Source organism: Vibrio sp. B183, assembly GCF_000740665.1.
Classification (GTDB): Bacteria; Pseudomonadota; Gammaproteobacteria; order Enterobacterales; family Vibrionaceae; genus Vibrio; species Vibrio coralliilyticus.
The window spans coordinates 143872-168556 of record NZ_JPQB01000014.1 but is presented as its reverse complement, the minus strand read 5'-3'; the positions used below and the strand labels follow the sequence as shown (position 1 = coordinate 168556).

Here is a 24685-nt window from a genome sequence, read left to right as displayed (position 1 = left end):
ATTAGGATGAAACTCACGATATCAGGGAAGTTACAGCTGAGTTTTCTGTCGCTTGCAGTACTTTTTATCGTTGCCGCTCTATTTATATTCCGCAGTGTCAATACTGTAGAAGAGCATACAAAATCTCTATTAGAGTCCGATCTGCCAACTTTAGATACGGGCCGTTCATTACAACAGTCGCTCCAGGCGACCGTTTCTACCCTCAGAGCTTATATGCTTTTAGGTGGTGATGAAGCTATTGGCGCCACGCAGTTGGAGCAGTTGAATAGCGTTATCACTTCGACCGATGAAGCGTTACCCAAATTAGAAACCCTATTGGATGAATCTTCTTACCAACAAGTCCTAGGTCAATGGGAATCCGTCAAAGGGTTGGTTAACGAAATCTCTGAAACCAGTCATTCAGATGAGAACCTTCCGGCCCACTCTTTGTTTATCAATGAAGCCGCCCCAATTGCAGAGGTGGCATTGGATCAGCTCCAAGGCCTCATCAATGACGAAGCGGGTAATAAAGAGGGGGGCGAGAGAAAGCGCTTATTCCGATTATATGCTGACAGTTACACTTCTCTTGCCAATGCACTTTCTTCAATGCGTGACTTTCTTCTGTATGGCAAAGAGGAGCACCTCAGCAAGTATCAGGACTTTCTAAAATCCCACGGCAAGTACGTTGCTGAGATCGACTCTAAAGTCAGCCTGATGAGCGATAGCGATCAAGGCTTGTGGGATCTATTTAAAGAAATGCAGCAGCTTTATTTTCCACTTGCCGATCAGGTCGTTGCACTAAGAACGGCGAGTAGCTGGAATCTGGTAAACGAGAAAATGGCTAAGGAGCTGGTACCTGCCGTCGATACTCTCAATACAAGCTTAGAAAACCTGATTCGTAAGCAACAGCAGCAAGCTGACATCAGTGGTCAGGGAATCTTTAGCTCGCTAAGCAGTGTCGTGTCTTTGCTTGTTGTCTCCTCAATTATTTTCCTATTAGCGTCGTTAACCATCTCAACTTATATGGGTAGGAACATTGGCCGACGCATAAAAGTGGTGTCAAAACGTGCCCAATTGATTGCCGCAGGCGATGTGTCTCAACCAGCACTCAGCGTAGAAGGTAGTGACGAGCTAGCCAGCCTGACCAACTCAATCAACAAGATGAATGTCGCTCTGTTAGATATTGTGCGTGGCGTTAGTTCGAAAGCACGTACTGTTGGGGACAGCATGACGTCACTTCTCGATGCAAATAACAACACATCGAATAAAGTAGATAGTCAAATGTCGACGATGACACTTGTCGGTCAGCAGCTTTCTGAGGTTAGCCTGTCTGCCGATGAAACCGCCAACCAAGCCAAGCTGTCTGCTAGCAATCTTGCTGAATCAAAGAGCCAAATCGAAATCGGTTCTCAAGCTCTTGAGCAGAACATGCAGACCGTGACCTCTCTACATAACACGATTGAAAGTGCGAGCCAGCAGGTTACTGAGCTGAGTAAAGAGAGTGAAGCGATAGGCCGTGTTACGGAAGTAATCGAAGGTTTAGCCGAACAAACCAACTTGCTTGCACTCAATGCAGCCATTGAAGCGGCAAGGGCAGGAGAATATGGTCGAGGCTTTGCTGTGGTGGCTGATGAAGTGCGCCTACTTGCGACAAGAACTACTGAGTCCACTACAGAGATCAACAACATTGTGAATGCGATACAATCTTCGACGGCAGCTGTGGTATCGGAAATCGACAGGAGTAAAGTGTTAGCAGAAGAAGGGGCAGCGCATACCAAGCAGGCGCACGGAACACTAAGCGCCACAACAGATCAAATCGAGAGCCTAGATTCACAAATGAAAGATCTGCTTCACTCTGCAGAGAGCCAATCTCTGGCAACTCAGGAAATACACAGTTTAATGTCTGATGTCACTAGCCGAGTAGAGGAGGTTGCTGATATCTCTAGTTCGTCATCACAGATCTCTGAGCAGGTGCGCCATCAGGTTGAAGAATTGAACAAAGAGATGAGGCATTTCCGAACAGAGTAAGCATGTGTAACACCGATTTAATGATAGAAAACTAAATATATGAGATCTGCTTCAAATATAATTTTATAAAATAAGCAGATGTGAGACAGGTATTCTATACATAATCTCAATGCAATAAAGTGTATAGCAATTGAGCTCAAGCAACCTCCGTTGTTTGAGCTCGTTTTATTCTTTGAGGTTAGTTGTGTTACGTGTATTTGCAACAATGTGTATGTTGCTCTTCTTGACGAGTTTTGCCAGTGCTTCCAATAAACAGACCCTGATTGTCACTAACTCTAAGGCATGGAAACCTTTCTCTTATATCAACGAAGAGGGAGAACCTGCGGGTATTCTGGTGGATTATTGGAATGAATACGGCCTCAAAAATAACCAGAACATTGAATTCTTATTGCTAGATTGGAACGACTCTTTAGAGGCTGTTCGTTCAGGAAGGGCTGACGTGCACTCAGGCTTGCTTTGGTCCGAAACGCGTGAGTCCTTCTTAGACTACAATGCGCCTATTATGTCCATTGATACGCAACTCTATATCAGCAGCCGGTTGATGGGCTCTGATGTGAGTCTATTTCTACGCGGGGAACATGATCATCTCGTTGGTGTAGTGAAAGGCGCCTACGAAGAAGAATTTACTCGTCTTCATTTTCCTAATCTCAATATCATTTCTTTTCGTAATAATGAACGTATGATCGACGCTGCTTTTGCGGGCGAAATAGACGCATTTGTAGCTGACTTGCAAGTTGCAAACTTCTACCTTCATACCACTAAGGGATTGAATAAGTTTATCGGGATAAGACACCTCTACTCAGGAAACTTGCGGCCTGCAGTCTCTGAAGGCAACCTTGCGCTTCAAAATCACTTGTCTCATGGCCTTAAACTTATCAGTAATGAAGATAAACAAAGAATTCTCGGTCGTTGGATGTACATCAACACTGTCTACCCAGACTATCTATTGCCGTTGGCTATACTAATGATTTTGCTGGCTGGCGTTGCTTACATCTTTATCCTGCGCTTTTCTGTTAACGCGAAAACGCGGGAGCTGGCGAAAGCGAATCAGGAACTGAGAGTCCTCTCTGAGACCGATCCGTTAACAGAGCTAAGCAATCGCCGCCATTTTGTCGAAGAATTCCAGCAAAGGCTTGTAGCACCAGAATCTATTGCCGTTATGATTTTTGATATAGATGACTTCAAGGTGATTAACGACAACTTTGGTCATGAAGTTGGGGATATGGTTATTCGTCAGGTGGCGGAGGCAGTAAGAACCGTGATTAAGAATGATCATTTGTTTGGGCGTATCGGCGGTGAAGAGTTTGCGCTCGTTATCAGTGGGCATTCGTTAGGGCAGGTGACAACAATAGCGCATAAGGTTTGTCATTCAGTAAGGAGCGTTGTTATTGAAGATAAGGCGATCTCGGTCAGCTTAGGCTGCGCTTATTACCCATTAACGTCATTCAACATTACTTTGTCGGATGCTGACCACTTAATGTATCAAGCAAAATCACTCGGAAAAGATAGGGCGGTCATTCAACAAATTGCGCTAGAAGAGCTTAGCGAACAAAAAGCCGTCAACTATGAATGAGTTTGAACATAAAGTCAGCACTTAAACCTGAAAACTAAAAAAAGACTTTTCTTTTCAGACTGATGTGGCATATTGAATGGGTCTTCACGATGATGCGTGCATCGTATAATGGCTATTACCTCAGCCTTCCAAGCTGATGATGCGGGTTCGATTCCCGCTGCACGCTCCAACTCTTCTTGTAAAAAACTCCCTCTTAAACTTTCAGTAGCAAACATTGCCAGTTAGCTATCTTAGAAGCTAACGCACGTAATTTTTCTTACGTACGTTAACCGAGATGTCGTTAGTTTATCTGTTGACTTAGCTGTAAGTAGGCTTTTTGAGCTTCCTGAGATTGAGATGACACGAGCTGAACCGCTACCTTTTCGGCAAATGCGCGTTTTTTCTCAAAGTCGATTGGCCGACCGTTTTTCCATAGTTCAAAATGAAGGTGCGGGCCTGTTGTTCGCCCTGTATTGCCACTTGCACCGACGGTCTCGCCTTGTAAGACAATGTCTCCTTTTCTCACATAACGTTTAGAAAGGTGAAGGTAGCGTGTTTTCAATCCGCCTGGGTGTTGAATAACAAGGTAGTTTCCTGCTATCGGGTGGTATCGAGAGGCAATAACTTCACCTGAAGAAATACTAACGACAGGCGTACCAACTGGCACGGCGTAATCCGTTCCAAGGTGAGGGGCCATTGTGCGAGTCACTGGGTGTAATCGAGAGTGACTAAACTGCGAGCTGATTCTGAAGCGACGCGATACGGGAGAAAGGAGCAACTTATCTTTGTAAAAACGCTCTCCATCAGTACTGAACAATGTACCCGCCTTTGTACTATAGACATAATACGTATGTAACTTATCGCGATATAAGAAAGCAACGAGCTGATCTTTCTCGTTGAGTTTGAATGCAAATTGCCCTGAACCAGATACTGAGTTGATGAAATCAAACTTACCTGCTGAAAGGGAAGCAAGGTCTTGAATCGTATCTGGGGCAATGCCTAAACTCAGCGCCGTGCCATAGAATGAATACCCAACGTCGCTGCTAATAAATTTGTCTTTTGTTATTGGTGTTTTTGGCGCAATTTCTCTTTTGTTTTCGGTGTTATTAACTTTGTTGATGTTTGTTTCGTTTGAATATCTAGTAGATGTGTCGTTAAAGGTTGATATTTCAACTAGTGCACACAGGCTCAATGGAATAAGGGCTAGATACCAAAAAGACAAATAGTCTCGATAACTTTTTTGGGGAATAGACGTTGAATGCATTTTAATAGTTATTTGAGATTTTGGTTCAATGATAGAGTTTTACCAGACAAAATCTAGATAAATTTTTTCGATAAATAGTATTTACAATAAAAAATAACAGGACTCAATTACCTATTCCAATGGTTATTTAAGGAAGAGAAGGTAATTAAGAAAGATGCGGTAGTTGTTTTGACTGTATCGCCTTTCTATCTGTCGCCTAATTTAGGTTAAAGGTTAAATGCATTTTGCAGAAAATGAGAAGTCAGTATTGGATATGTGAGTAGTCAGGCCTTGTCCCAGTCTCGTTTTGTTGGCCAGCCGCGATTGTTGCTTTCTATCTAGTTGTTTTTGTGACTAGAAAGGACATTTGGACTGCTCTAACGTCTAAAATGGGAAGGTTTTTGAAGTTTTCGTAAAAAAAAGAAAGTAATTTAAATTAAATATGATGTAGAAATGAGCAGAATGAATATTGAAACGTTCTTTTTTTTCATTTGTCGTTTTATTTAACTATCATCGAAATCGATTATTGCTGTTAAATTGAAATATATGACCTGAATATTGCCACGTTGCATTGTCTTAAAGACTTTGTATAGTAGCGCAGCACCCAGAGGGTGCTATCCTGCACAGGTGGTACATACTATCTGTTTCGTATCTTAAAATAATGTTTGATACAATGACGTGATTATTAATCGCGTCTTTTTTTTATTTAAAAAACAGATGTAGTGAAAATTTAATTGAGTTTTATGTAAATAATGTGTCTTTTGTATGGGTTGCAATTATTAGATTTATACGTAGAATGGCCTTTCGCCAAATCGTTATATAAACCCTCTGGGTTTACTTGTTACCGCAATCAAAGGACATCAATGGTTGTGGAGAACTAAAATGCAATTAGTTTGCAAATTTGTTCCAGGAAACGTAGTTTCTAGGGACGTGTTAGACTACATACTGTCGCCAGATGAATGCATCGGGCAGCTCTCGCGTACGCGCAATCTTCAGGATGTGCTCAGACAGCTACCAAAGCCTTTGTCTGATACTATCCCCCAGTCGGCTAAAAAAGACATCCACAGCCTACTATCCAACATCAAACAGCGCCTTGTTCGCGTCGAGTGGGTCGCGTTATCCTCTTTTGCACGTCGAACCCCGCTTTCAGATGCACAGCTTCAGGCTTACCCTGCGTTAAAAATGCGCGTCGATGAGTTTGCCTCCGAGCAACCAAAAAAAGTCGTCAAAGCGAACTATGATACAGTCACTGACGATGTACCTTTGGCACGCAACCTTAGTTTCACTCCCGTAGAACCTTCTCCGGATAAAAAAATTGTGGTCGAGTTTGCGGGCCAGTGGCCGAACAACGCTGCCTACCTCATGTTGTCAGAGACAGACACGCAAAAAGAAAAAATCGCTAAACCACGCAAAGACTCCATCAAAAATCACCGCAGCGTCTCGGTGTTTAAGAGTCTAGAAGAAGAGCCAAGAAATCTTTACCTAGCTATTCCTCTGAGCGGTTCTGCAACGCCACTCAAACTTCTGCTTGCAGAAAATGTCGAGCCAGTGGAATCCAGTGACGAAATGGACGAGTGGGATAATGTGTTGGTGCCAGTTCGACCACTAGCCTATCTAGATGGTAGTAAAAGCAAAGATAAGGCTTCGGAGTTACGTGGTGGTTATCTTTACGTATTCTGGCAAGGCAAGCTGTGGCGTGAAATGGCGATTACAGACAAAGGCTACTATCGGGATGTAGATGTCGAGTATTACCGAAGCCTTTATCAAGAAGAACAAACGAAAGAGCAACCTGAAGCTATTCAACGTGAAGCGGAAGGATTTGCAATGCCTCAGTTTTGGGTTCCTTACAAAGTCCTTGGCGAGGTTCAAGAGGGAGAAAATGGACTTAAAGTCATATTTTCTCCAAAACAAAAGCGATTCACTCAGATAGAGTCATTAGAATCCGATACTGCATTACTAGAGAAATCGAGCACGCCACTCGATGAGCTCAGCAATTACAGTTCTGAACAAGCATTCTCTATACAGGAATTTACTTCAGACGTAGCGAATGCGAAAGTTCATGCCATTAATGAAGACGATATGCCATGGCTAAGCGACCAACAAGTCTTGGTTCGTAGTTACGATCAGAGTAATACTGTGATTGCGTATGTTGATGGTAAGAACGACGGCTTATTGTTCAGAGTTGACGTAGGGACATCAGGTATTACTGCGCTTAACTCTCTCTACATCGTGGATCACAACAGTGAATATAAAGATGTTTTCGAATTGGAACTGTTTCATGGGGAAGATCATGATTGGCAGCAAGCGCTTTTAAGCGGCTTACCTCCAGAAGGCATTTTTACAATATCGCTTGTATGCGACCAAGACCCAGACAGTCGGCATATTTTGTTTGATCAAGTGGCTTATCAAGATTTGTTTGCTGAACCGGAAGGCTTTAAAGAGCCGGAGCCTACAAAGCGCCTCAACGACCAGCCTAAGATGGTGAGTAATGAGGAAAAGCAGCGTTTTGAATCGTTGATGTTGGATTGGTCGCTGTAACTCAATTAAAAGTGGAACAAAAATGAACAAGAAATTACTACTTGGAGTAGGTTTAGCGACAGCTATTTTGGCCGGCGTAAGTTACTTCGCCACTAAGCCTTATTTTGAAGAAAAAACTCGGATAGAGAAATTAGCTGACTGGCTTAGAGTAAATAAAGGCGATACTAAAAGTTGGCTTCATCGTTATGATTTTGATATCCCAGATAACCCGAAAGTAGCGGACTGGAATACCGAAAACGTGAAACTACCCCAGGTTTTATTTACAGTCGCTAACCCAGAAGATGATTCAAAGGTCAGCTATTGGGCTTTGAATATTGATGGAACTAACCTTCAGCTATTGATTTCTGAAGGAGTTTTACCGCCAACCCCTCAGTATGGCACTGTTGACTATGGAATTTACATGTCCCGCTCACCTAACGGTCGTTATCTTATCGTACCTCAACAAACAGGTACTGTGTTATATGACTTAGAGGATCGAGAAGCTACAAAATTGGGTGAGGTTTCTACATCGGTACATGATGTTATGTGGAGCATGGATAGTTCTCAAGTGGTTGTAAAACGCAAAAATGAGTTAACTAAGGTAATGCTACCAAGTAAAGAAATTACTCAGTTCACCGACGTGAATGGTCCCTTGGCTAATGTAGTATTAACCTTTAGCAAAGCTTATATGGACCAAAGCCATGACGATGTTTTCTTGCACCTTGAAAATGAAGATGGAGGTGGTTGGCTATATTGTGCTGACGATAGCGATTTGAAAGAGTACCAAGAATCTTTTGGCGATAAACTAAACAAATGTGGAAATACACTAGTAGTTGATGCAAATACTCTCAAGGTGATAGATCGTGGTAATTACACACCACGTAGTGGTAACTGTAATGTCCGGGGGAGTAAGTTTGCTGATGGCTTCTATTGTTTAGGTCATGGAGGAGGGGTTTATAAGTCAGGTAAACCTTCACAGAAAGTTGCTCAATACCATACGCGAGGCTTCATGTTAGCTCTTAACGGAGGTGATACATGGTTCACTTCCGAAACACAGAGAAACATCTACCGAGTGCTAGAACAGCCGAATGAAAATAGCCCCACACAGCAAATGTTCTATACATATCGTGGCTTGAAAGATGGAAATCGAGTTGAGATGTCTGGCTTTGGCTTTGGCTTTAGCCGCTATGTTATCGAGAATAAAGACACAAACATATGGAGTGATTCGTTGTACCCGTTGCCTAACTACAGAGATATAGATAAAGCAAAATTAGTTTTGGAGGAACGAAAGAATGGCTAAAACTAAGATCGAACAGAAATCTCTATATCTTATGGGGCAACTGGTTGGTCCGAATGGCGAAACGGTTGATGGCAATGGCCTTTTCCCACTACCTGGTTATGTTATTAGCCTCCCCGAACAAGCGGTCGGTGATGTTAACGACGAAAGCACTAGTCAGAATAAGGCCCCGCTCTATTTTAGTGACTCTGCCGGGCGCCTACAAGGATGGAACAGCCAGATTCAATCACTAGAGAACTTGACTGATGCTAATCTATCAGCTTCTCCGTTGCAGGTGACTAACATTTCTGCTTCTATGAAGGCTGTTTTTATTCCTCCTTATCTTCTTCCTGCTGCTGTAATATCTGATAGTAGCTCTTGGGCTGAAGACTTATGCAAAATTGCAAAAGATGTAGCTGGTGCAAGCAATACAAAGCTACAAGCTACTAGAGTAAGAGCTAGTGTATTTAGCCAGGAGTTTGGTCTCTCGAAAAATGAGCGATCGTTTATGTCTCCTGAAAAAGCAGAGTTTTTTGTGAAAACAGCTGAAAACTCTGAAAAGGAATTAGGACTGAAAGAGGGGGCTTATAAGCGTTTATACAATCAGCTGTACAGCGGAAATTACTCGCACGATTTTTATTGTTTGCGTATACCTCAGATATGGACGATAAATCTTTTCTTTTCTGCGGATTACTTTGAAGGTGCAGAAGTTACAATCTCGGGACAACCAGAAAATTTAGTCATAAAAGGTGATGCTGATGATATAGTCAGCAAGGTTGCAAGTCGTGTAAGGCGAGTGAATTATTATGATATTGCTAACCAAGATGAGACATCGACTAGCGCGGAAGAAACTGCGCAATATGTAGCGACATTTTGGATCACGGGTGGCTACTTAGATAAAGATGAGCAGATAAAGCAGTTGCTGCGTTTTGACGTTGATTTAAACGGGATTGAAAGATACTGGCAAATAGAGCAAAAATCAGCAGAATCTCAAATGGCTGAGGTCGCTAAACTCAATATTCCCGACAACCAATACTCCATTTCTGAGCAAGTCCTGCATCTACCAATACACTCCATTGCTGGGCGTAGTGTATTGGTATCGGGTGACCCAATATCTGTAGAAGAAGCTCTCTTTCAGCATGCTCCGAGCACTTTTAGAGAGTGGGTCGATTGGAGTAAAAACCAACCTCATACTAGTGAAAATAAGGTTGCATCAGTCACTCAACCTTCACTCAATATTCTTAATACACTTGGCACTTATAAGGGGCTCATTGAAGCGTCGGCTTCAGGTATAATGGACCCCTTTAGTATGACTACGGTTCACAAGGCGTTCAGTGCTGGTCTGAACCAAGGTCAAGCTGGCGAACTATTGGAAGTAGTAAAGTTGGCTGTAGGTATAGATGCAAAAGCGAAGAGTTTTTTAGATTTTGCGCAAACGCTGAGCCCGCCAGCACAAGGCTCTATCGCGCCAGTGAATGGTCTTGCCAAGGCACTGAACTGGAGCGCAGGTGTAGGAGCTAATTTACCAACCGTGTTTACCATCCCTCCAGCTTTAAGGCATTTTTGGCATAAGGTAGATGACAGGATACTCACACCATTAAAACCTTTGGCTAAAGCCATTGAATTTGGGCTAGACAAACCATTTGGTTATGCTCAGCTCGTCTCATCGGGCCTAAATATTTATAGCGGTACTAAAAATGCTGAGAAGGCGTTTGAGGCTTATATTGGAAAGTCTATAGAGTATAGTCAGAATACACAGTCCGTAGTTTCAACGATTGCTCTGAGTGAAGAGGCTGAAAGGAAAGCCTTGCTGGATACTGAAGAGGAGCACAAAAAGGCCCTTTTGAATGCGTTCTCTGACAGTAATAGTCAAGATAAAGTCCTACTCAATGGAAAGCCAATCGCTTCAAAGCAATCAGCGAAGCCTGGTGAGGCGAGCTACTTAACTTTACTTTTTGAGTTCGACAGTGCAGAAGATAGTTTGTCTGTGTCGGATACTAAATTAGTGAGCAAGGTTGCCGATTATCTTCGAAACACAACGTCTGAAATGGTGCTCGAGATAGATGGCTATACTTGTGATATTGGAACTTTGGAATACAACTTAGTTCTTTCTGAAAAGCGTGCCTCAGCACTTAAATCCTCTATTTTAAGCTACTTAGGCAGTGATGCGGTAAAATGGCAACATCGTTTAATGGTCGTTGGCAAAGGTGTTGCCCCCAATAACGACAAGAACAAGCGTGAGGCAAGCAGGCGAGCAGAAATGCGCTTTTTCCTGAATTCTGCATTTGACTATCCTGCTTGTCGTAGTTGGTTGTTAGCTCTGGAGAAAAATCGACAGGTCTCGGTATCTGCAGAAATGAAGATACAAGATGAATTGTGGAACTTTGCTGGTCAAGCATTTGATATCGCTCTTGGTTTTGCCGCACCCGTTCTTGGGCCGTCCGCAGCTCTGGCATACGGTATTTATTGGTCAGGAGACATGATAGTTTCGGCATTGGGTGGTGCAGAAAAGATTCTTGAAAAGGAGTTAGCTAAATACAAGGAAGCTCAACGACGTTATTCTGAGTTAGATGTTATCAGTCAAGCATTATTGCATAAAGATGATTTGGCGTTTAACGAGTTGAGTGTATTAGGTAAGGCGTATATTAAGCGCGCTATTGCTCTTAATGGTTTGTTGCGCTTACTTCTGTTGGAAGCATCAGGCCCTAAAGGCTCCAGTAAGGGTATTGCTAGCAGCGATCCAAGAAATGCCGCTCATGCCCATATCTATGGAAGTAATCAAGATCTGGATATCAAAGGTTATATTCAAACCTATATTCTCAGTGATGATTGGGATCTTGGCGGCAGCTGGGTGCCTTCTTTTCATTTAGACGAAGCGTGGTTGGAAACAAAGGGTAACTTTAGTAGTGCAGCTGAAAGCGTAAAAAGTTACGTCGCTGCTACAAGCTATTTTGTCTACAAAATAAAGCAATCTAACGAAGGTGAAATCGCACTTGAGCAAGCTCAGACTTACCAAAAGTACTGTCCGATTCATACGCTGGCAGATCCATCGTTAAGTCAAATTAAAAAACTTTTGAAAACACCAAATCTTAGCAAGTTGGGTGATGATATTTATGCGGCGCACTGTATATCTATACAAAGAGATGGGGTGTGGAAGCCGATTGAGGTTCTCGTAAATGCAGGCGAAAAAATTTCTCCACTAGATCCAGTCAGAGTTCTCGTGGTTCTGAACATGAAGGATAAGAATCTGGCAAAATTTAAAGAGGAGGGAACTCTAGGTCTGGTTCCAATAGGAGTTAGACCAGTTAAACAGAACAGGTTTATTGATGATGTTGGAGCGTATACAACAGAATATGTTCGTGAATTGTCCCCTGAGTTGTTTACGGACCTAGAGCGGAATCATTTGTCCGAGCAAGGCTTATTAGCCAATAACACCCCGTTGTTTGGCGTTTGTATTACGCCGACTTATTACTTGGGAATAAATGTCATCAATGGTATTAAGCCTATAGCTGACGATTATGGCAGTAAGGATTGGGAGTCAGTGTTTGGTTCGGCTGAAAAACAAGAGCTGTCTTCTTACATTATGCGATATGTGCTGGAAGTGGGTGTACCCAACAACACAAGTACAGAAAAGAATTTGACGTTTACAAGACGTCTGCATTTTACCAATAGCCAAGGTAAGAAATTTGAGGTCGCTACAGATAATTCATCAATATTTAACCTTGCTATGTCCAAGGAGCACGAGTTCCTATATGAGAAAACATTCTTAGCAAGGACTAACCAGAAAAAGCGCCAATACCCAGAGCTATTTTCAGACACTAAAGTGAGCCTTTACGTCAACGATATAAATGTGAAATCACTCATTCCAGGCGATAAGCATACAGATAAAATGGAAGAGTTGGGATGGACAAAAGCACAACCATTAAATGATATTTCAACGCAAGCTACGAAGATTTTGATAGTGGTAAGCACCAAGTCCGTAGAGAACGCGCAAACGCTTCTTAAAAATGGAGGGTTCGATACAGAAACTATCTTAGTCGACACATGGTTAAGAGCGAATGATATCAAAGGGGATTACAAGCTTTCACTAACTGGTAGCTTACATCCACTGGGTACACTGACTATTGATTCTGGCAAAGGGCGAAATGGTTTTGTTAGTAAGCCTGTGCCAGACAACTTGTTTGTACTGTCGCAGCATGTAGAGAAACATGCAGCGAGTCTTATCAAGGATCTTGCCATTAAAGAAAGCAGTATTACTGACTGGAAACCTAAGCCAATAGATACAGATTTATACGTAATGGAAGTATCTTTGGAATACCTGAATGTAACGAGCAAGAAAACCCCTGGCATGCGTCCGTTTGTTTCACGTAGTGGTGAGCAATCATACATTTGGGTTGATATTGAAGGTAAAGACGGATTGGGTTTAAGTGCATCATCCCAAAAAGTGCCTGTAGTTGGAGTTAGCACGACAGCACCAACACTATTAAATTCGCGAAAAATTCATTTCAAAGAACAATGGTATGAAATGGACAAGCAAGAGTTTAACAATGTGCGAGCATATACTGCGGGCACTACTGACAACTACGATGAGAATGTTAAGTCATCAAAAGATAAACAGATAAAACACAAATCTTCCAAACTCAATAATTGGATTAAAGCAAAACCTGAATTACTGAGTTACGTGAAAGCTGAGGATCTTTCGCTTTCGGAGGAGCGTGAAAGTATGTTGAGAGATTGGTTATATTACGATTTCAAAAAGTAAAAAAAAACCGCCAGAAATGGCGGTTTTTTTATGGCTTAAAGACTAAAAGCAGTTCGTTAACCCGCTGCGGAAATATCGTACTTCTTCATCTTGTGGCTCAACGTGCTGACGGGCAGTGAGAGCTGCTCTGCAGCGCGTTTTATTTGCCAGTTTGATGCATTCAGGCAATCAAGGATGACGGTCTTCTCATACTCTCCTACAGCTTCTTTAAGGCCTTTAGAATAGTCTGCTTGTTCCGATGCATCTTGCTGCATGCTCTTAACGACAGGCTGTTGTATCACTTCAACCATAGCAGGTGTCGTCTGATGAGCTTCAGCAAGTGCTGCCGCTTCTCCAAACTCTATCTGGCTTATGGTTTCGAAGTCAGAAAGCAACAGGGCTCGCTCGACGATGTTTTTTAGCTCACGAACGTTACCAGGGTATGAGTACTCCTGAAGCTGTTTTTGCACGTTTGCACTAAACCCTGGAGCCTGTGAAAGGCCCAAGTTAGATGCGCTTTGCTTCACGAAGTGTTCGGCTAGTGGCAAAATGTCAGCTTCGCGCTCGCGTAACGGAGGGAGCGTTATCGGGAATACATTCAGGCGATAGAACAAGTCCGCACGGAATTCGCCATTCTTGATTTTATCCATCAAATGGCAATGCGTAGCGGCAACAACACGGACATCCACTTCGACTTCTTTGCTGGCACCCACCGGACGCACTTTACGCTCTTGCAAAACACGTAATAGCTTAGCTTGAAGCAACAATGGCATGTCGCCAATCTCATCAAGGAATAAGGTTCCACCATGGGCTGCTTCAAACAAACCTAATTTGTCTTTGTCTGCACCGGTAAATGATCCTTTTTTATGACCAAACAGTTCAGATTCAAGTAGCTGTTCCGGTATGGCAGCACAGTTCTGGACGATTAACGGCTGATCCGCGCGGTTCGAGTTTTCGTGAATATACTTCGCGATAACCTCTTTACCTGCGCCTGTTTCACCTCGTAGTAGAACGTCTACTGGAAGTGTCAGTACCTTCTCTAAACGACGTAGCACTTCGAGCATCTGTTCACTTTCCGCAATCGGGCCTTTGTAGTGGCTTTGTTTGCGTTGTTTGAGATGTTGGTTTTCGCGTACTAGAGCTGCGTTATCGGCGCTCAAGCTTTTAATCATATGGCCGTATTCTTCAAGCCAGACTGCTTGTCGAATACTGTTTGCTGCCATATTGCAAAACGCTGTTAGAGCCGACTCATTATCAATTACGCTCAAGTCGAATAGAGCTAATAGACCAATAGTCTTACCGCTGTCGTCAACGAGTGGCCAAGCGAGCAGGTTGGCGCTTTTAATGCCAAGCGCTAGCTCCGTCTCATAGACAGCTTCACAATCGTAACCGTTGTACTGATACAGCTCGTTAATCAAGACAACCTCGCCATTCTGTATTGCGTAGTTGAATGGATCTGTTTGGCTGGTTTGTTCAAACGATAGAGGTTGCCATGGATGAGAGGTGAGAGCCTGTTCGTTATGGTGAACAATGCTTGGAATCAATGCCTGACCAGTTTGATCGAGAACGTAGATGATGCCATGTTTGGAAAACGTCATCTGACGCGCTGCTGTGAGCACCGCGTCCAAAGTTTGCGCAAGCTGAGTACGATCAGCCAGAGACTGGCTGATCGCTAAAAGCGCGTTACTCAGATCGTTCTGATTAGCTGAACGCATAAGATAGCGTTCCTTGCTCATCGACAGATACAGTGATCTGACTGTGCGACTCATCCTTGTCGTGCACTAACAGTTGTGTCGATAGCTGAGGGAGTAACTGACGGTTGATTACCGCATCGATGTTACGAGCCCCTGTTTCTGCTAAACGACAGTTGCCAAGTACGAATTCGACTAAGGTATCGTCGTAGTTCAACGACAGTTTGTGATGGCTTTGAAGACGCTCAGACACTTTACCTAATTTGTGGTGGATAATGTCTGTCATCGCTTCGTCAGATAGAGGAACAAACGGCAACACAGACATACGAGCGAGTAGTGCTGGTTTGAAGTGTTGGTTCAGCGTCGGACGAATAGCTTCCGCAATCACGCCAGCATTGATGTCTTTCGACTGCTGTACCAGTGACTCAATCTCATGAGTCGCAAGGTTACTTGTCATGATGATTAAGGTGTTCTTGAAGTCGATAGAACGGCCTTCACCGTCGTTCAGTGTGCCTTTATCAAATACTTGATAGAACAGGTTAAGCACTTCTGGATCTGCTTTTTCAACTTCATCCAAAAGAACAACAGAGTATGGACGTTGACGTACTGCTTCAGTCAGCATGCCGCCTTCGCCGTAACCTACATAGCCCGGAGGAGAACCAATCAGACGTGACACTGTGTGTTTCTCTTGGAATTCAGACATGTTGATGGTGGTCATAAAGCGCTCACCGCCGAACAGCTGATCCGCAATAGCGCGTGCCGTTTCTGTTTTACCGACACCACTTGGGCCGACAAGCAAGAACACACCAGTTGGAGCGTCAGGGTTGCCTAGACCAGCTTTCGCTGTTTGAATGCCTTCTGCCAGAGCATCGATCGCATACTCTTGGCCTTTGATGTTGCTGGTTAAGCTGTCTTTTAGCTTTAGAGTTGTTTCTGCTTCGTCTTGAAGCATTTTACCCATAGGGATACCCGTCCAGTCAGAAATTACATGACTTACTTCATCTGGGCCAACTTCGAAATGTACAAGTGGGTTGCTGCCGCGAATGGCATCAAGTTGTTCCTGACAAGCTGCAATGGCGATGCGTACCGATTCTTCGTCCATTTCTGCATAAGGTGAGGTTTCCGCTTCTTCGCCTTCTTCCTCAGCTTCTGCAACTTCAATTTCTTCCCCAGAAACAAGCTCATGAAGGCGAGTACGCAACGCGATCATCTCTTCGATTTGCTCTTTCTCGTTTTTCCATTGTGCTTCTTGGACTTCTAGCTCAGCTTGTGTTTTCTCCATCGCTACTTTTAGATCTGGGATAGACGCTAGGCTGTGCTTGTCGCCAGTTTGCTGAAGCTGGTCACGCTCAAGGGCTTCAAGTTCGCGAGTTTGAGCTGCAAGCTCTTGCTGCAATGTTTCAACTGAAGCTGGTACCGCATTTAGGCTGATGTTTACGCGGGCACAAGCTGTATCCAGAACATCGATGGCTTTGTCCGGTAGTTGGCGACCTGAAATGTAACGAGCAGAAAGTGCGGCTGCGGCAGTGATGGCATCATCACGAACGTAAACGTTATGAGATTTTTCATAAGCAGGGCGTAGGCCACGAATAATCAGAGCTGCTTGCTCAGGTGATGGCTCATCCAGTTTAACCAGTTGGAAGCGTCGAGCTAGGGCAGGATCTTTCTCGAAGTATTTCTTATATTCAGACCAAGTTGTCGCTGCGATTGTTTTCACTTCACCACGGGCAAGAGCTGGTTTTAGTAGGTTTGCTGCGTCACTGCCACCTGCTTGGTTACCACCACCGACAAGCGTATGTGCTTCATCAATGAAGAGAATGATTGGTGTTGGCGAATTTTTCACTTCGTCTAGAACGGCATTCAGACGTTTCTCGAATTCGCCTTTTACGCTCGCACCAGCCTGAAGTAGGCCCATATCTAAGCCATAAAGTTCAACACCCTTCAGGTTATCAGGCACTTCACCTTGGACGATTTTAAGTGCTAGTCCTTCAACGACAGCAGTTTTACCAACACCTGGTTCACCGACTGCGATAGGGTTGTTTTTACGACGACGAGCAAGGATATCGACGATTTGGCGGATTTCCTGATCTCGACAGAATACAGGATCGATTTCACCTTTACGTGCTTTGCCAGTAAAGTCTGTTGTGAATTTACTCAGCGCAGAACCGTCTTCACGTGCTTGTGTCTTTTCAGAGGTTGCAACCTGCGCTTCAAGAGATTGGCTGGTAAGTTCACCAAAATTGCGTTTTAGGCTGTCTGGATTGACGCTTTCAAGAATTGCGGCGTATCCGTGCTGACCATAGCGTAGAGGGTTACTCACTAAAGTAAGTAGCAGCGCGCCTGAACGGATCTGTGTTTGAGATAAGTCTAGTGAAGATACTAGCCAGCTTTCTTGTAACCATTCGATCAATAAAGCAGAAAATACAGGTTTGCCACCGTTACCTGTTGGGCTTGTATCTAAAGTAGAGCGAATAGATTGGCGTAAAATGTTTTCCGAACAGTCAAAGTGTGCAAGTAGAACATCAAAATCGCTGTTTGGTCTTTCTAGTAGACTTAAAAGGAAGTGTTCAATTTGAACTTCGTTGGCCTTTTCTGATACAGCCAAAGCTGCGGCGTCTTCTAGCGCGACTTTTGCGATAGGGTGCAGACGTTGAATTAATGAAGATAGATTAATATTTATCATTGTCTTTATCGAGCTTATGGTTTGTTTAAAATTGGCTCGAATTATACTAAATAATAAAAGTCATTTTTTTTGCCTAGCTATTTTGACAGGCTTTTTATGGTTGTTTGTTATCCGATATTGAATAGATTAAAACCCTATTGTTTATATGTGGCGGTCAGTATGATTATTGTTTTAGTTATTATGTCTTAAATGCCCGTTAATAACGCTTTTTTCAGTCTTTTGTCATCCGTTGTTTTATCAAGATTTATAAGTAACAATTAATTGTTTTCGATCGACAATAACTTGTTTAATTTTACAATTTATTGAATTGATAAATTGCGCTAATTACAACATTAAAATCATAAGTTGTTGAAAATTAATGATTTAAAAGTTGGCACGGTGTTTGTATTAAGCTAATCGGGTCGCGGTAATAAGCGATTTGGTGAATTTAAATAAATAGAAATTTTTTAGAAGGAATATAAGATGCCAACTCCTGCGTATATGTCTATCACGGGCGAAACTCAAGGCGATATCACAAAAGATGCTTACTCAGCTGACTCAGTTGGTAACTCATGGCAAGAAGCACACGTTGATGAGTTTCTAGTTCAAGAACTTGATCACGTACTAACTATTCCACGTGATCCACAAAGTGGTCAGCCAACAGGTCAGCGTGTTCACAAGCCTGTAATCGTAACTAAGGCACAAGACTGCTGTTCACCACTTCTATTCAACGCACTAGTTTCTGGTGAAAAACTACCTGAGTGTAACATCAAGTTCTACCGTACTTCAGTACAAGGTAAGCAAGAGCACTACTACACAATCAAACTAATTGATGCTCTTCTAGTTGATATGCAAACTCGTATGGCTCACTGTCAAGATGCTGCTACTTCTGACCGTGTAACTGAAGAAGTATTGAGCTTCACTTACCGTGCAATCGAAGTTACTCACGAAGTAATGGGTAAAGGCGGTAACGACGACTGGCGTGCTCCACGCGAAGCGTAAGATTTTCTTACCGAACGCTAAGGGCCAACCTATGTTGGCCCTGATCTTATTATTTGTATCAGGTAAAAGGTATGACGATTGACGTAGAATTTAAATTTGAAGTTCAGGGTAGTGGCCATGAATTTCGTGTTGAAAGTTTTCAAGTGACTGAAGAACTGTCGAAACCATTTCAAGTCAGCCTCTCATTACTTTCACTTGATGCTGATATTACGTTCGACGAACTTATCCGCAAACCAGCATTACTGACATTGTTTGGTCAGGGTGTTGGTTCTGCTCGTTTGTTCCATGGCGTAGTAAATGAGGTACGATTCCTTGGCTCAGGCCGCAGATTCTCGCGCTACCAGATTATTCTTGTTCCACAGATGTGGTTCATGACCCAACGCCAAGATTGTCGAATTTTCCAGAATTTAGCCGCACCAGACATCATTTCTCAGGTGCTAGATGACGCCTCTGTCACCGATTACCGTCTTGACCTTTCTGGTGTTTATCCTCCTAAGGAATATGTGCTTCAGTATCGTGAAAGCGACAGTAACTTTGTTCAACGTATGCTTGCTGAACATGGTATGTGGTACTACTTCGAGCATACAGAAGGCAACCACACAATGGTCATTGTTGATAGCAATGACGCTATTCCAGAGCTGTTAAGTACACCGCTGAACGCATCCTACCTAGGTCCGGTGGTGTATCACTCGGATGCCGGCGGTGTGGCTGACCGTGAACATATCTTTGACCTTGCAGCGATCAACCGAGTTAGAACCGGTAGTACAACATATACCGACTACAACTATGAACAACCTAAGATCCCGCAGGAAATGTCTAGTGATGGTCCTTTAGATCAGGATCTTAAGCAGTTTGACTACCCTGGTCGTTATGTTGACCCTGCAATGGGACAAGTCCGTGCGTCAGAGTGGATTGCTGATCATCAGGTAGAAAATCAGCAGATTGAAGCGGCGTCTAACATCATGAGAATGGTGCCGGGTTACAGCTTTAATATTGGTGAGCACCCACGTAGCGCGATTAACCGTGATTACACTATGTTGTCAGTTATTCATAGTGGTCATGATCCTCAGGTGCATGAGGACGAAAACAGCGGCTTGCCAACTACTTATCAGAACCAGTTTATCTGTATCCCACGTGATGTGATTTTCAAAGCACCTAAACTGCCAGCACCTATGGTTGATGGTCCTCAGACTGCGGTTGTTGTTGGCCCTGCGGGCGAAGAAATCTATACGGATAAACTTGGCCGAATCAAGGTTCAATTCCATTGGGACAGATACGGTAACAATGATGAGCATGCTAGCTGCTGGATTCGTGTTAGCCAATCAATGGCAGCACCAACTTGGGGTGCAGTGTATCTGCCACGTATTGGACACGAAGTTGTGGTTACCTTCCTTGAGGGAGACCCAGACCGCCCACTAGTGACAGGCGCGGTATACAATGGTCTACATTACCCGCCTTACTCATTGCCTGAGAATAAAACGCGTACGACATTCCGAACTCAGACCCATAAGGGAACGGGTTACAATGAGATGAGCTTCGAAGACGAAGCAAATCAGGAAGAAATCTACTTCCATGCTCAGAAAGATATGTCGACCAAGGTGTTGAATAACCGTTACCGCGATATTGGCCAAGATGAGTTTCTGAAAGTAGGGCGCCATCAGACTAACGAAGTTCACGGTGATCATAAGGAAACCATCGACGGACATAAAACGACTCAGGTGAACAGCACGTTTACTGAGACCGTTGAACAAGATGTCACGGTTACCTACAACGCAAACGAAACTCAATCGGTTAAGAATAACTCGACACTCGAAATAGGTGACAACCGCTCAACTAAGATCGGCAAAAACGACGATCTAGATGTTGGTGAAAACAGCAACCTGACTGTCGGTGCTTCTCGCTCCGCTGATATCGGTGCTGATGACAATCTGACAGTCGGTGGCAACCTTACAGTCTCAGTGAAAGGAAACACGTCATACAAAGCAGACGCTGCAACACAGGTTATCAGTGGTGACAAAATCGTGCTGAAAACAGGTGGCTCTTCTTTGGTTATGAACAGTGATGGAAGTATCAAGCTTTCCGGTTCTTCCATCACAGTTGAAGGCAGCGACAAAGTTGTGATTAAAGGTGGCAACGTAGCGATTAACTAATGAAACAACACAAACACCTAGAACAATTTGAACAACAAACCCAGCAAGCCGAGCAATCGGCTTGCTTTTCCCGTTTTGGCACCATAGTAGATTTTAACGAAACTCAAGACAGTGTCAGAGTCGACTTTGAAGGCAACCCATTCGGACAACCTCTGTCAGCAAGACTGGGGCGTGGCTTTAGAAAATCTGAGCTTCAGTTGGCGATAGATAATAAGTTGAATTGTCGTATTGAATTCATTAATCAGGACATCAGCTTACCTGTAGTCACTGATGTTTTCTTCTCAATGCTCGATGATGGGAATGAGCTTGTTATTCGCGCAGAGAAAATGACGATAGAAACGTCTCAAGAGTTGATTGTGAAAAGTGGCGAGACTCAAACTCGCTACAGCGGCAGAGATGGGCGAATAACTACACAAGCTAAGTACGTGACCTCTCAAGCAGAAAAAGCACAGAAGATTCAAGGTGGAACGATTGCCATCAACTGATCGAACACGCAGATAAACTATGAGACAAAGAATTACCAAGGAACAGCTTAGCTCTGCGTTAACCAACGAAGATCTTGCTGAAGCGATAGAAACATTAGACGCAGAAATTGCCCAGCTGGTCGAGCTAAATCCAACGTGGCTCGAATTCTGTCGCGAAAAATCCGCAATCGCCATTGAATCACTGTCTTTTCTTTTTAGGCAATGGGTGAGGTTACATCGAAAAGGTTACCCTTCGAGTTCACAAGATTACCTGCGTTTGGTTGAACGTCAGATGCGAGACGTGAAGCAAGTTTATATTGCATTCTACCGATTAAGTCCCGGGTTGGTGTATGAACTAAAAGACTCTGCACCAGAGCTTTTTATTTGGCTGATGCTTGAACCTGAGTTTGAGCAGGAGCGTCAACACCTGCTCGCGGCAATCAAAACTGCTGAAACTATCGATTCTAAAGACGCGACATTGCTAATCCTACACTCCAAGTTAGCGCACCTTGACATTACCTTAGCTCAACTTATTGAAGGGAAGGTGTCTGCCAGCCAGTTATGTTTTGACTTAATGAGGTTACGTCAGACATTAAGTATTGGTCTTGCCAAGCATTGGATGAAAGAAGAAGCACTGAAAGAGCAAGATGTACATCCCGTTCTGGCTAAGTTCGATGTTGAAGACAGCGTTGAGTGGATCAATGAAATCCAAAACGACGAAAAATACCTGTTTGAGTTGCTACTTTGTAAGCATGATCGAGGCACCTGGTTTAGAAAACGTTTTGGTGTTCAAGAAGAAGATTTACCAAGTGAGTGCGTCATAACCTTTGCGAAGCTTTTGGAATTGGTTGAGTTCAACCAGTTTGACCCTAGTAAAGATATGGCTCCGATTCAGATGGTGCTGACTGGCAAACCAGAGTGGATCTTAGCTGCTTTAGATCATGTAATGACGCTTGACGAAGAGCAGGGCGAGGAGTGGCTGTTCGCTCTCGATGTTGTTTATGGCGAGCGCTTCCCTCTTAATCCTCATGAATTGGGTGTTGAGTATGAATGGGAAGAAGCCATCGCTTCACTTGAGGATTGGCGTGATTCCAACGAGCACAACGTGAACAAGTCGATGCGATTAGGTGAGGCTCTGACGTTTGAATCGACTATGCGTGCAATGACTAACGCACGAATTCCAGAGCATTATCGAACGTGGATATGGAGACATTTGTGTATTCATGGCCGCGTCTACATTCCATGGGAATGGTCCATGCCAGCGGTGCAGCAAGATTGGTTGTTTAGCAAAGTATCAGATCAACCTGCTGCTATCGAGCGATTTAACCTAAGGAATCAGAATGCAACTGTGGGATATTGAACAAGCAACAGACCTGCTGGTGAAAGGTCGCTTTCAACGTGATGAAAATGGTCATGAAGTCTGGGTTCTTACGGCTAAGCGCCAGTGGAACCTTAATGAAAAAGTGTGGGAAGAGGTTCCGGCCGAAGAAATCTACGATGACCCGATCTACCTTGGTGAGCCAGGTTTATCCGCGATGAAAGTTGACCATGAGTTTCCTGTCTCCAAACAAAACACTGATGTTTTGGTTTACGGTAAAGCTCGTGCTTATGCCAAACGCCCGGTGACTTATCACGAGTGCAGAATACTTATCGATAATCACATTGATAAAAGTATTGCCGTGCACGGTGAGCGACAATGGGTACAGCATGGCGGAAGTGTGACGGTTTCTCACCCCAAAGCTTATGTGGAGGCTGAGATTGACCACTCTAGGGCTTTAGGTGGTGATGAGAGAAACCGTGTTGGTTCTGGTATTGCAAAAAGCAGTGAAGAATTATTAACTAAACCTGTTCCGTCGGTTTTCTTTCCTAATGAAGAGTGGGCGCCGAACACCAAGCCTCTGAGAGTTGCTGGTCTTGGACCTATTCCTCCATTTTTTTCGGAAAGAACTCGATACGCCGGCACATTTGATGAGCATTGGGAAGAGCATCGACGTCCACTGCTGCCTGAAGATTTTGACAGGAAGTTCTATCAATCGGCGCCCGCTGACCAGCAGTGCGATGGTTTCTTAGAGGGGGGAGAACGGTTAATGATGAGTGGATTTTCTCATGATGACGTGTTCTCTTTCCGAATCCCCTCTGAGAAATTTGTGGCGATTGCAGATTTCGGTGACGAAAAGCTTAGTGCTCCAATGCCAATGTACACTGTGTTTATCGATACAGAAGAAAAACGTCTTACGATCAGCTACACCGCCTCTTTCCCGTGTCAGGCGAAAGAGCATCTTCTGGTTTCCTCAACAGTTTCAAAAGCGAGAGAAAGCGCATGAGTAATGTTTACGGTCGATACGTACTGGATGTGGATGTCCTGACCCCAATGGGGATGAATCTGGATATTTCTCTCGCCGTGGCTCAAGCTGACTTAGCGCGTTTTAATCAGCACGAAGCAGAAAATGGCGTGGATAAATTCACTTATGCTAAAGCTGATTATATTAAAGCAGAGGATAAGCAGGAAAGAGTAGTGGAAATGGTGGATACGTTACTTTCTTCCATGCTGAATAAACTGCCTAAAACACTAAAACCAGTTCCTGTCATTCTGTCTGTACCCGGGTCAGTGGAAAATAGCTACTTGTTGAAATGGGTAGAAGAAAGTGGTCACGCTAAGTGGTTGTCCAAAATTGAGATTTCTAATTCAGGCGGTCCTCGCTTTATTAATGAATCGTTAGGCATGCTTAACCAACAAGACGCCGTTATTTGTATTGCAGTTGATTCGTTATTTTCAGAGTTAGAAAGCCTTATTTCAGACCAGAAAGTGATGGGGAGTCAAAACCCCTGGGGCTTGATCCCTAGTGAGGGGGGGGCCGGTGTCATTTTAACTAAGAAGAATATTGTTGAGACACTTAAGCTGAAGCCGATTGCCACCCTGGAATATTTCCTCGCTGAGTGGAATACGACTGATCGTAGAGGCATGATGCGCTTAGTTCGAAAAGCAGCAAGTACTTTTGAGCAACTAGGGCGGGTTTATTCAGACATGAATAATTCTCGTGATAATACCGAAGATTACGGTTTTGCACTGGGTGCTCGAGCGGAAAAATTTACTAACCCTCAACAACCCACGTTAATCAATGACTTGTGGGGAACGATAGGTCAGGCGTCCGCATTGGCAATACTGTGTAGCTTTACACAAATGCATCGTTCATCAGAACCAGCTTCTATCTTCATGTACGGTTTGAACGGTGATCGTGGCTTATTAAGAGCTTCTTTGTGTGACTACGAGTAACAAACTCAATACTGCTCCACAATGCGTTAATATTAATTAATAAAATTATATTTAAGCTGTTAAAGAGTCACGTGTTATATCTGCTGAGCTGTCATTCTGACTAAAT

The 24685-nt window shown here is 43.6% G+C and carries 14 protein-coding genes and 1 tRNA gene; 12 read left to right on the top strand and 3 right to left on the bottom strand.

Annotation, left to right across the window (positions count from 1 at the left end):
• Window positions 1–6: 6 nt before the first annotated feature.
• From IX95_RS15395 to IX95_RS15385, 3 genes are all read left to right on the top strand, one after another.
• Window positions 7–2007, top strand: coding sequence for a HAMP domain-containing methyl-accepting chemotaxis protein (locus tag IX95_RS15395; protein WP_038161568.1), 2001 nt, complete (start codon window positions 7–9; stop codon window positions 2005–2007).
• 211 nt (window positions 2008–2218) lie between these two features.
• Window positions 2219–3580: a transporter substrate-binding domain-containing diguanylate cyclase gene (locus IX95_RS15390; RefSeq protein ID WP_081885437.1), complete on the top strand. Its 1362-nt coding sequence runs from the start codon at window positions 2219–2221 to the stop codon at window positions 3578–3580.
• Between the two features lie 94 nt (window positions 3581–3674).
• A tRNA-Gly gene (locus tag IX95_RS15385) sits at window positions 3675–3749 on the top strand.
• 111 nt (window positions 3750–3860) lie between these two features.
• On the opposite strand, the gene IX95_RS15380 is transcribed toward IX95_RS15385, so the two are convergent.
• Entirely contained in the window at window positions 3861–4781 is a 921-nt protein-coding gene (locus IX95_RS15380) for a peptidoglycan DD-metalloendopeptidase family protein (RefSeq protein ID WP_235202639.1), read from the bottom strand.
• A gap of 903 nt (window positions 4782–5684) precedes the next feature.
• Here IX95_RS15380 and IX95_RS15375 point away from each other — a divergent pair.
• Genes IX95_RS15375 through IX95_RS15365 form a run of 3 tightly spaced genes read left to right on the top strand, consistent with a single transcriptional unit; the run spans window position 5685 to window position 13357 of the window.
• Window positions 5685–7340, top strand: coding sequence for a hypothetical protein (locus IX95_RS15375; RefSeq protein WP_038161559.1), 1656 nt, complete (start codon window positions 5685–5687; stop codon window positions 7338–7340).
• A 22-nt stretch (window positions 7341–7362) separates the two neighbouring features.
• A complete protein-coding gene (locus tag IX95_RS15370; protein WP_019277717.1) occupies window positions 7363–8619 on the top strand; it encodes a hypothetical protein in 1257 nt (418 codons plus the stop codon).
• Window positions 8612–13357: an OmpA family protein gene (locus tag IX95_RS15365; protein ID WP_019277716.1), complete on the top strand. Its 4746-nt coding sequence runs from the start codon at window positions 8612–8614 to the stop codon at window positions 13355–13357. The genes IX95_RS15370 and IX95_RS15365 overlap by 8 nt, the downstream gene beginning before the upstream one ends.
• 56 nt (window positions 13358–13413) lie before the next feature.
• Here IX95_RS15365 and IX95_RS15360 read toward each other — a convergent pair whose 3' ends face one another.
• Together IX95_RS15360 and tssH are read right to left on the bottom strand one after the other, a co-directional pair.
• Entirely contained in the window at window positions 13414–15051 is a 1638-nt protein-coding gene (locus IX95_RS15360) for a sigma-54-dependent Fis family transcriptional regulator (protein WP_038161556.1), read from the bottom strand.
• Window positions 15038–17710 carry a type VI secretion system ATPase TssH gene (tssH, locus tag IX95_RS15355; RefSeq protein ID WP_038161553.1) on the bottom strand — a complete coding sequence of 891 codons (2673 nt, stop codon included), beginning with the start codon at window positions 17708–17710 and terminating at the stop codon, window positions 15038–15040. The genes IX95_RS15360 and tssH overlap by 14 nt, the downstream gene beginning before the upstream one ends.
• Before the next feature lie 462 nt (window positions 17711–18172).
• Here tssH and IX95_RS15350 point away from each other — a divergent pair, with 462 nt between their 5' ends.
• The 6 genes from IX95_RS15350 to IX95_RS15325 all read left to right on the top strand — a co-directional run bounded on the left by IX95_RS15350 (window position 18173) and on the right by IX95_RS15325 (window position 24579).
• A complete protein-coding gene (locus tag IX95_RS15350) occupies window positions 18173–18691 on the top strand; it encodes an Hcp family type VI secretion system effector (protein ID WP_006961152.1) in 519 nt (172 codons plus the stop codon).
• A 71-nt stretch (window positions 18692–18762) separates the two neighbouring features.
• Complete coding sequence (gene tssI / locus IX95_RS15345; RefSeq protein WP_019277713.1) at window positions 18763–20841, top strand: type VI secretion system Vgr family protein; 2079 nt, start codon at window positions 18763–18765, stop codon at window positions 20839–20841.
• Window positions 20841–21326, top strand: coding sequence for a hypothetical protein (locus IX95_RS15340; RefSeq protein ID WP_006961150.1), 486 nt, complete (start codon window positions 20841–20843; stop codon window positions 21324–21326). Before tssI ends, IX95_RS15340 begins: the two co-directional genes overlap by 1 nt.
• Before the next feature lie 19 nt (window positions 21327–21345).
• A complete protein-coding gene (locus IX95_RS15335) occupies window positions 21346–22665 on the top strand; it encodes a hypothetical protein (RefSeq protein ID WP_038161550.1) in 1320 nt (439 codons plus the stop codon).
• A complete protein-coding gene (locus tag IX95_RS15330; protein WP_038161547.1) occupies window positions 22646–23629 on the top strand; it encodes a DUF2169 family type VI secretion system accessory protein in 984 nt (327 codons plus the stop codon). Before IX95_RS15335 ends, IX95_RS15330 begins: the two co-directional genes overlap by 20 nt.
• Window positions 23626–24579 carry a hypothetical protein gene (locus IX95_RS15325; RefSeq protein WP_038161544.1) on the top strand — a complete coding sequence of 318 codons (954 nt, stop codon included), beginning with the start codon at window positions 23626–23628 and terminating at the stop codon, window positions 24577–24579. Before IX95_RS15330 ends, IX95_RS15325 begins: the two co-directional genes overlap by 4 nt.
• Window positions 24580–24685: the final 106 nt, after the last annotated feature.

Bases quoted from the DNA above. Each gene is read 5' to 3' on its own strand.
- tssI (WP_019277713.1), top strand. From the start codon at position 18,763: ATGACGATTGACGTAGAATTTAAATTTGAAGTTCAGGGTAGTGGCCAT.
- IX95_RS15395 (WP_038161568.1), top strand. From the start codon at position 7: ATGAAACTCACGATATCAGGGAAGTTACAGCTGAGTTTTCTGTCGCTT.
- IX95_RS15325 (WP_038161544.1), top strand. From the start codon at position 23,626: ATGAGTAATGTTTACGGTCGATACGTACTGGATGTGGATGTCCTGACC.
- IX95_RS15375 (WP_038161559.1), top strand. From the start codon at position 5,685: ATGCAATTAGTTTGCAAATTTGTTCCAGGAAACGTAGTTTCTAGGGAC.
- IX95_RS15390 (WP_081885437.1), top strand. From the start codon at position 2,219: ATGTTGCTCTTCTTGACGAGTTTTGCCAGTGCTTCCAATAAACAGACC.
- IX95_RS15340 (WP_006961150.1), top strand. From the start codon at position 20,841: ATGAAACAACACAAACACCTAGAACAATTTGAACAACAAACCCAGCAA.
- IX95_RS15330 (WP_038161547.1), top strand. From the start codon at position 22,646: ATGCAACTGTGGGATATTGAACAAGCAACAGACCTGCTGGTGAAAGGT.
- IX95_RS15365 (WP_019277716.1), top strand. From the start codon at position 8,612: ATGGCTAAAACTAAGATCGAACAGAAATCTCTATATCTTATGGGGCAA.
- IX95_RS15350 (WP_006961152.1), top strand. From the start codon at position 18,173: ATGCCAACTCCTGCGTATATGTCTATCACGGGCGAAACTCAAGGCGAT.
- tssH (WP_038161553.1), bottom strand. From the start codon at position 17,710: ATGATAAATATTAATCTATCTTCATTAATTCAACGTCTGCACCCTATC.
- IX95_RS15335 (WP_038161550.1), top strand. From the start codon at position 21,346: ATGAGACAAAGAATTACCAAGGAACAGCTTAGCTCTGCGTTAACCAAC.
- IX95_RS15370 (WP_019277717.1), top strand. From the start codon at position 7,363: ATGAACAAGAAATTACTACTTGGAGTAGGTTTAGCGACAGCTATTTTG.
- IX95_RS15360 (WP_038161556.1), bottom strand. From the start codon at position 15,051: ATGCGTTCAGCTAATCAGAACGATCTGAGTAACGCGCTTTTAGCGATC.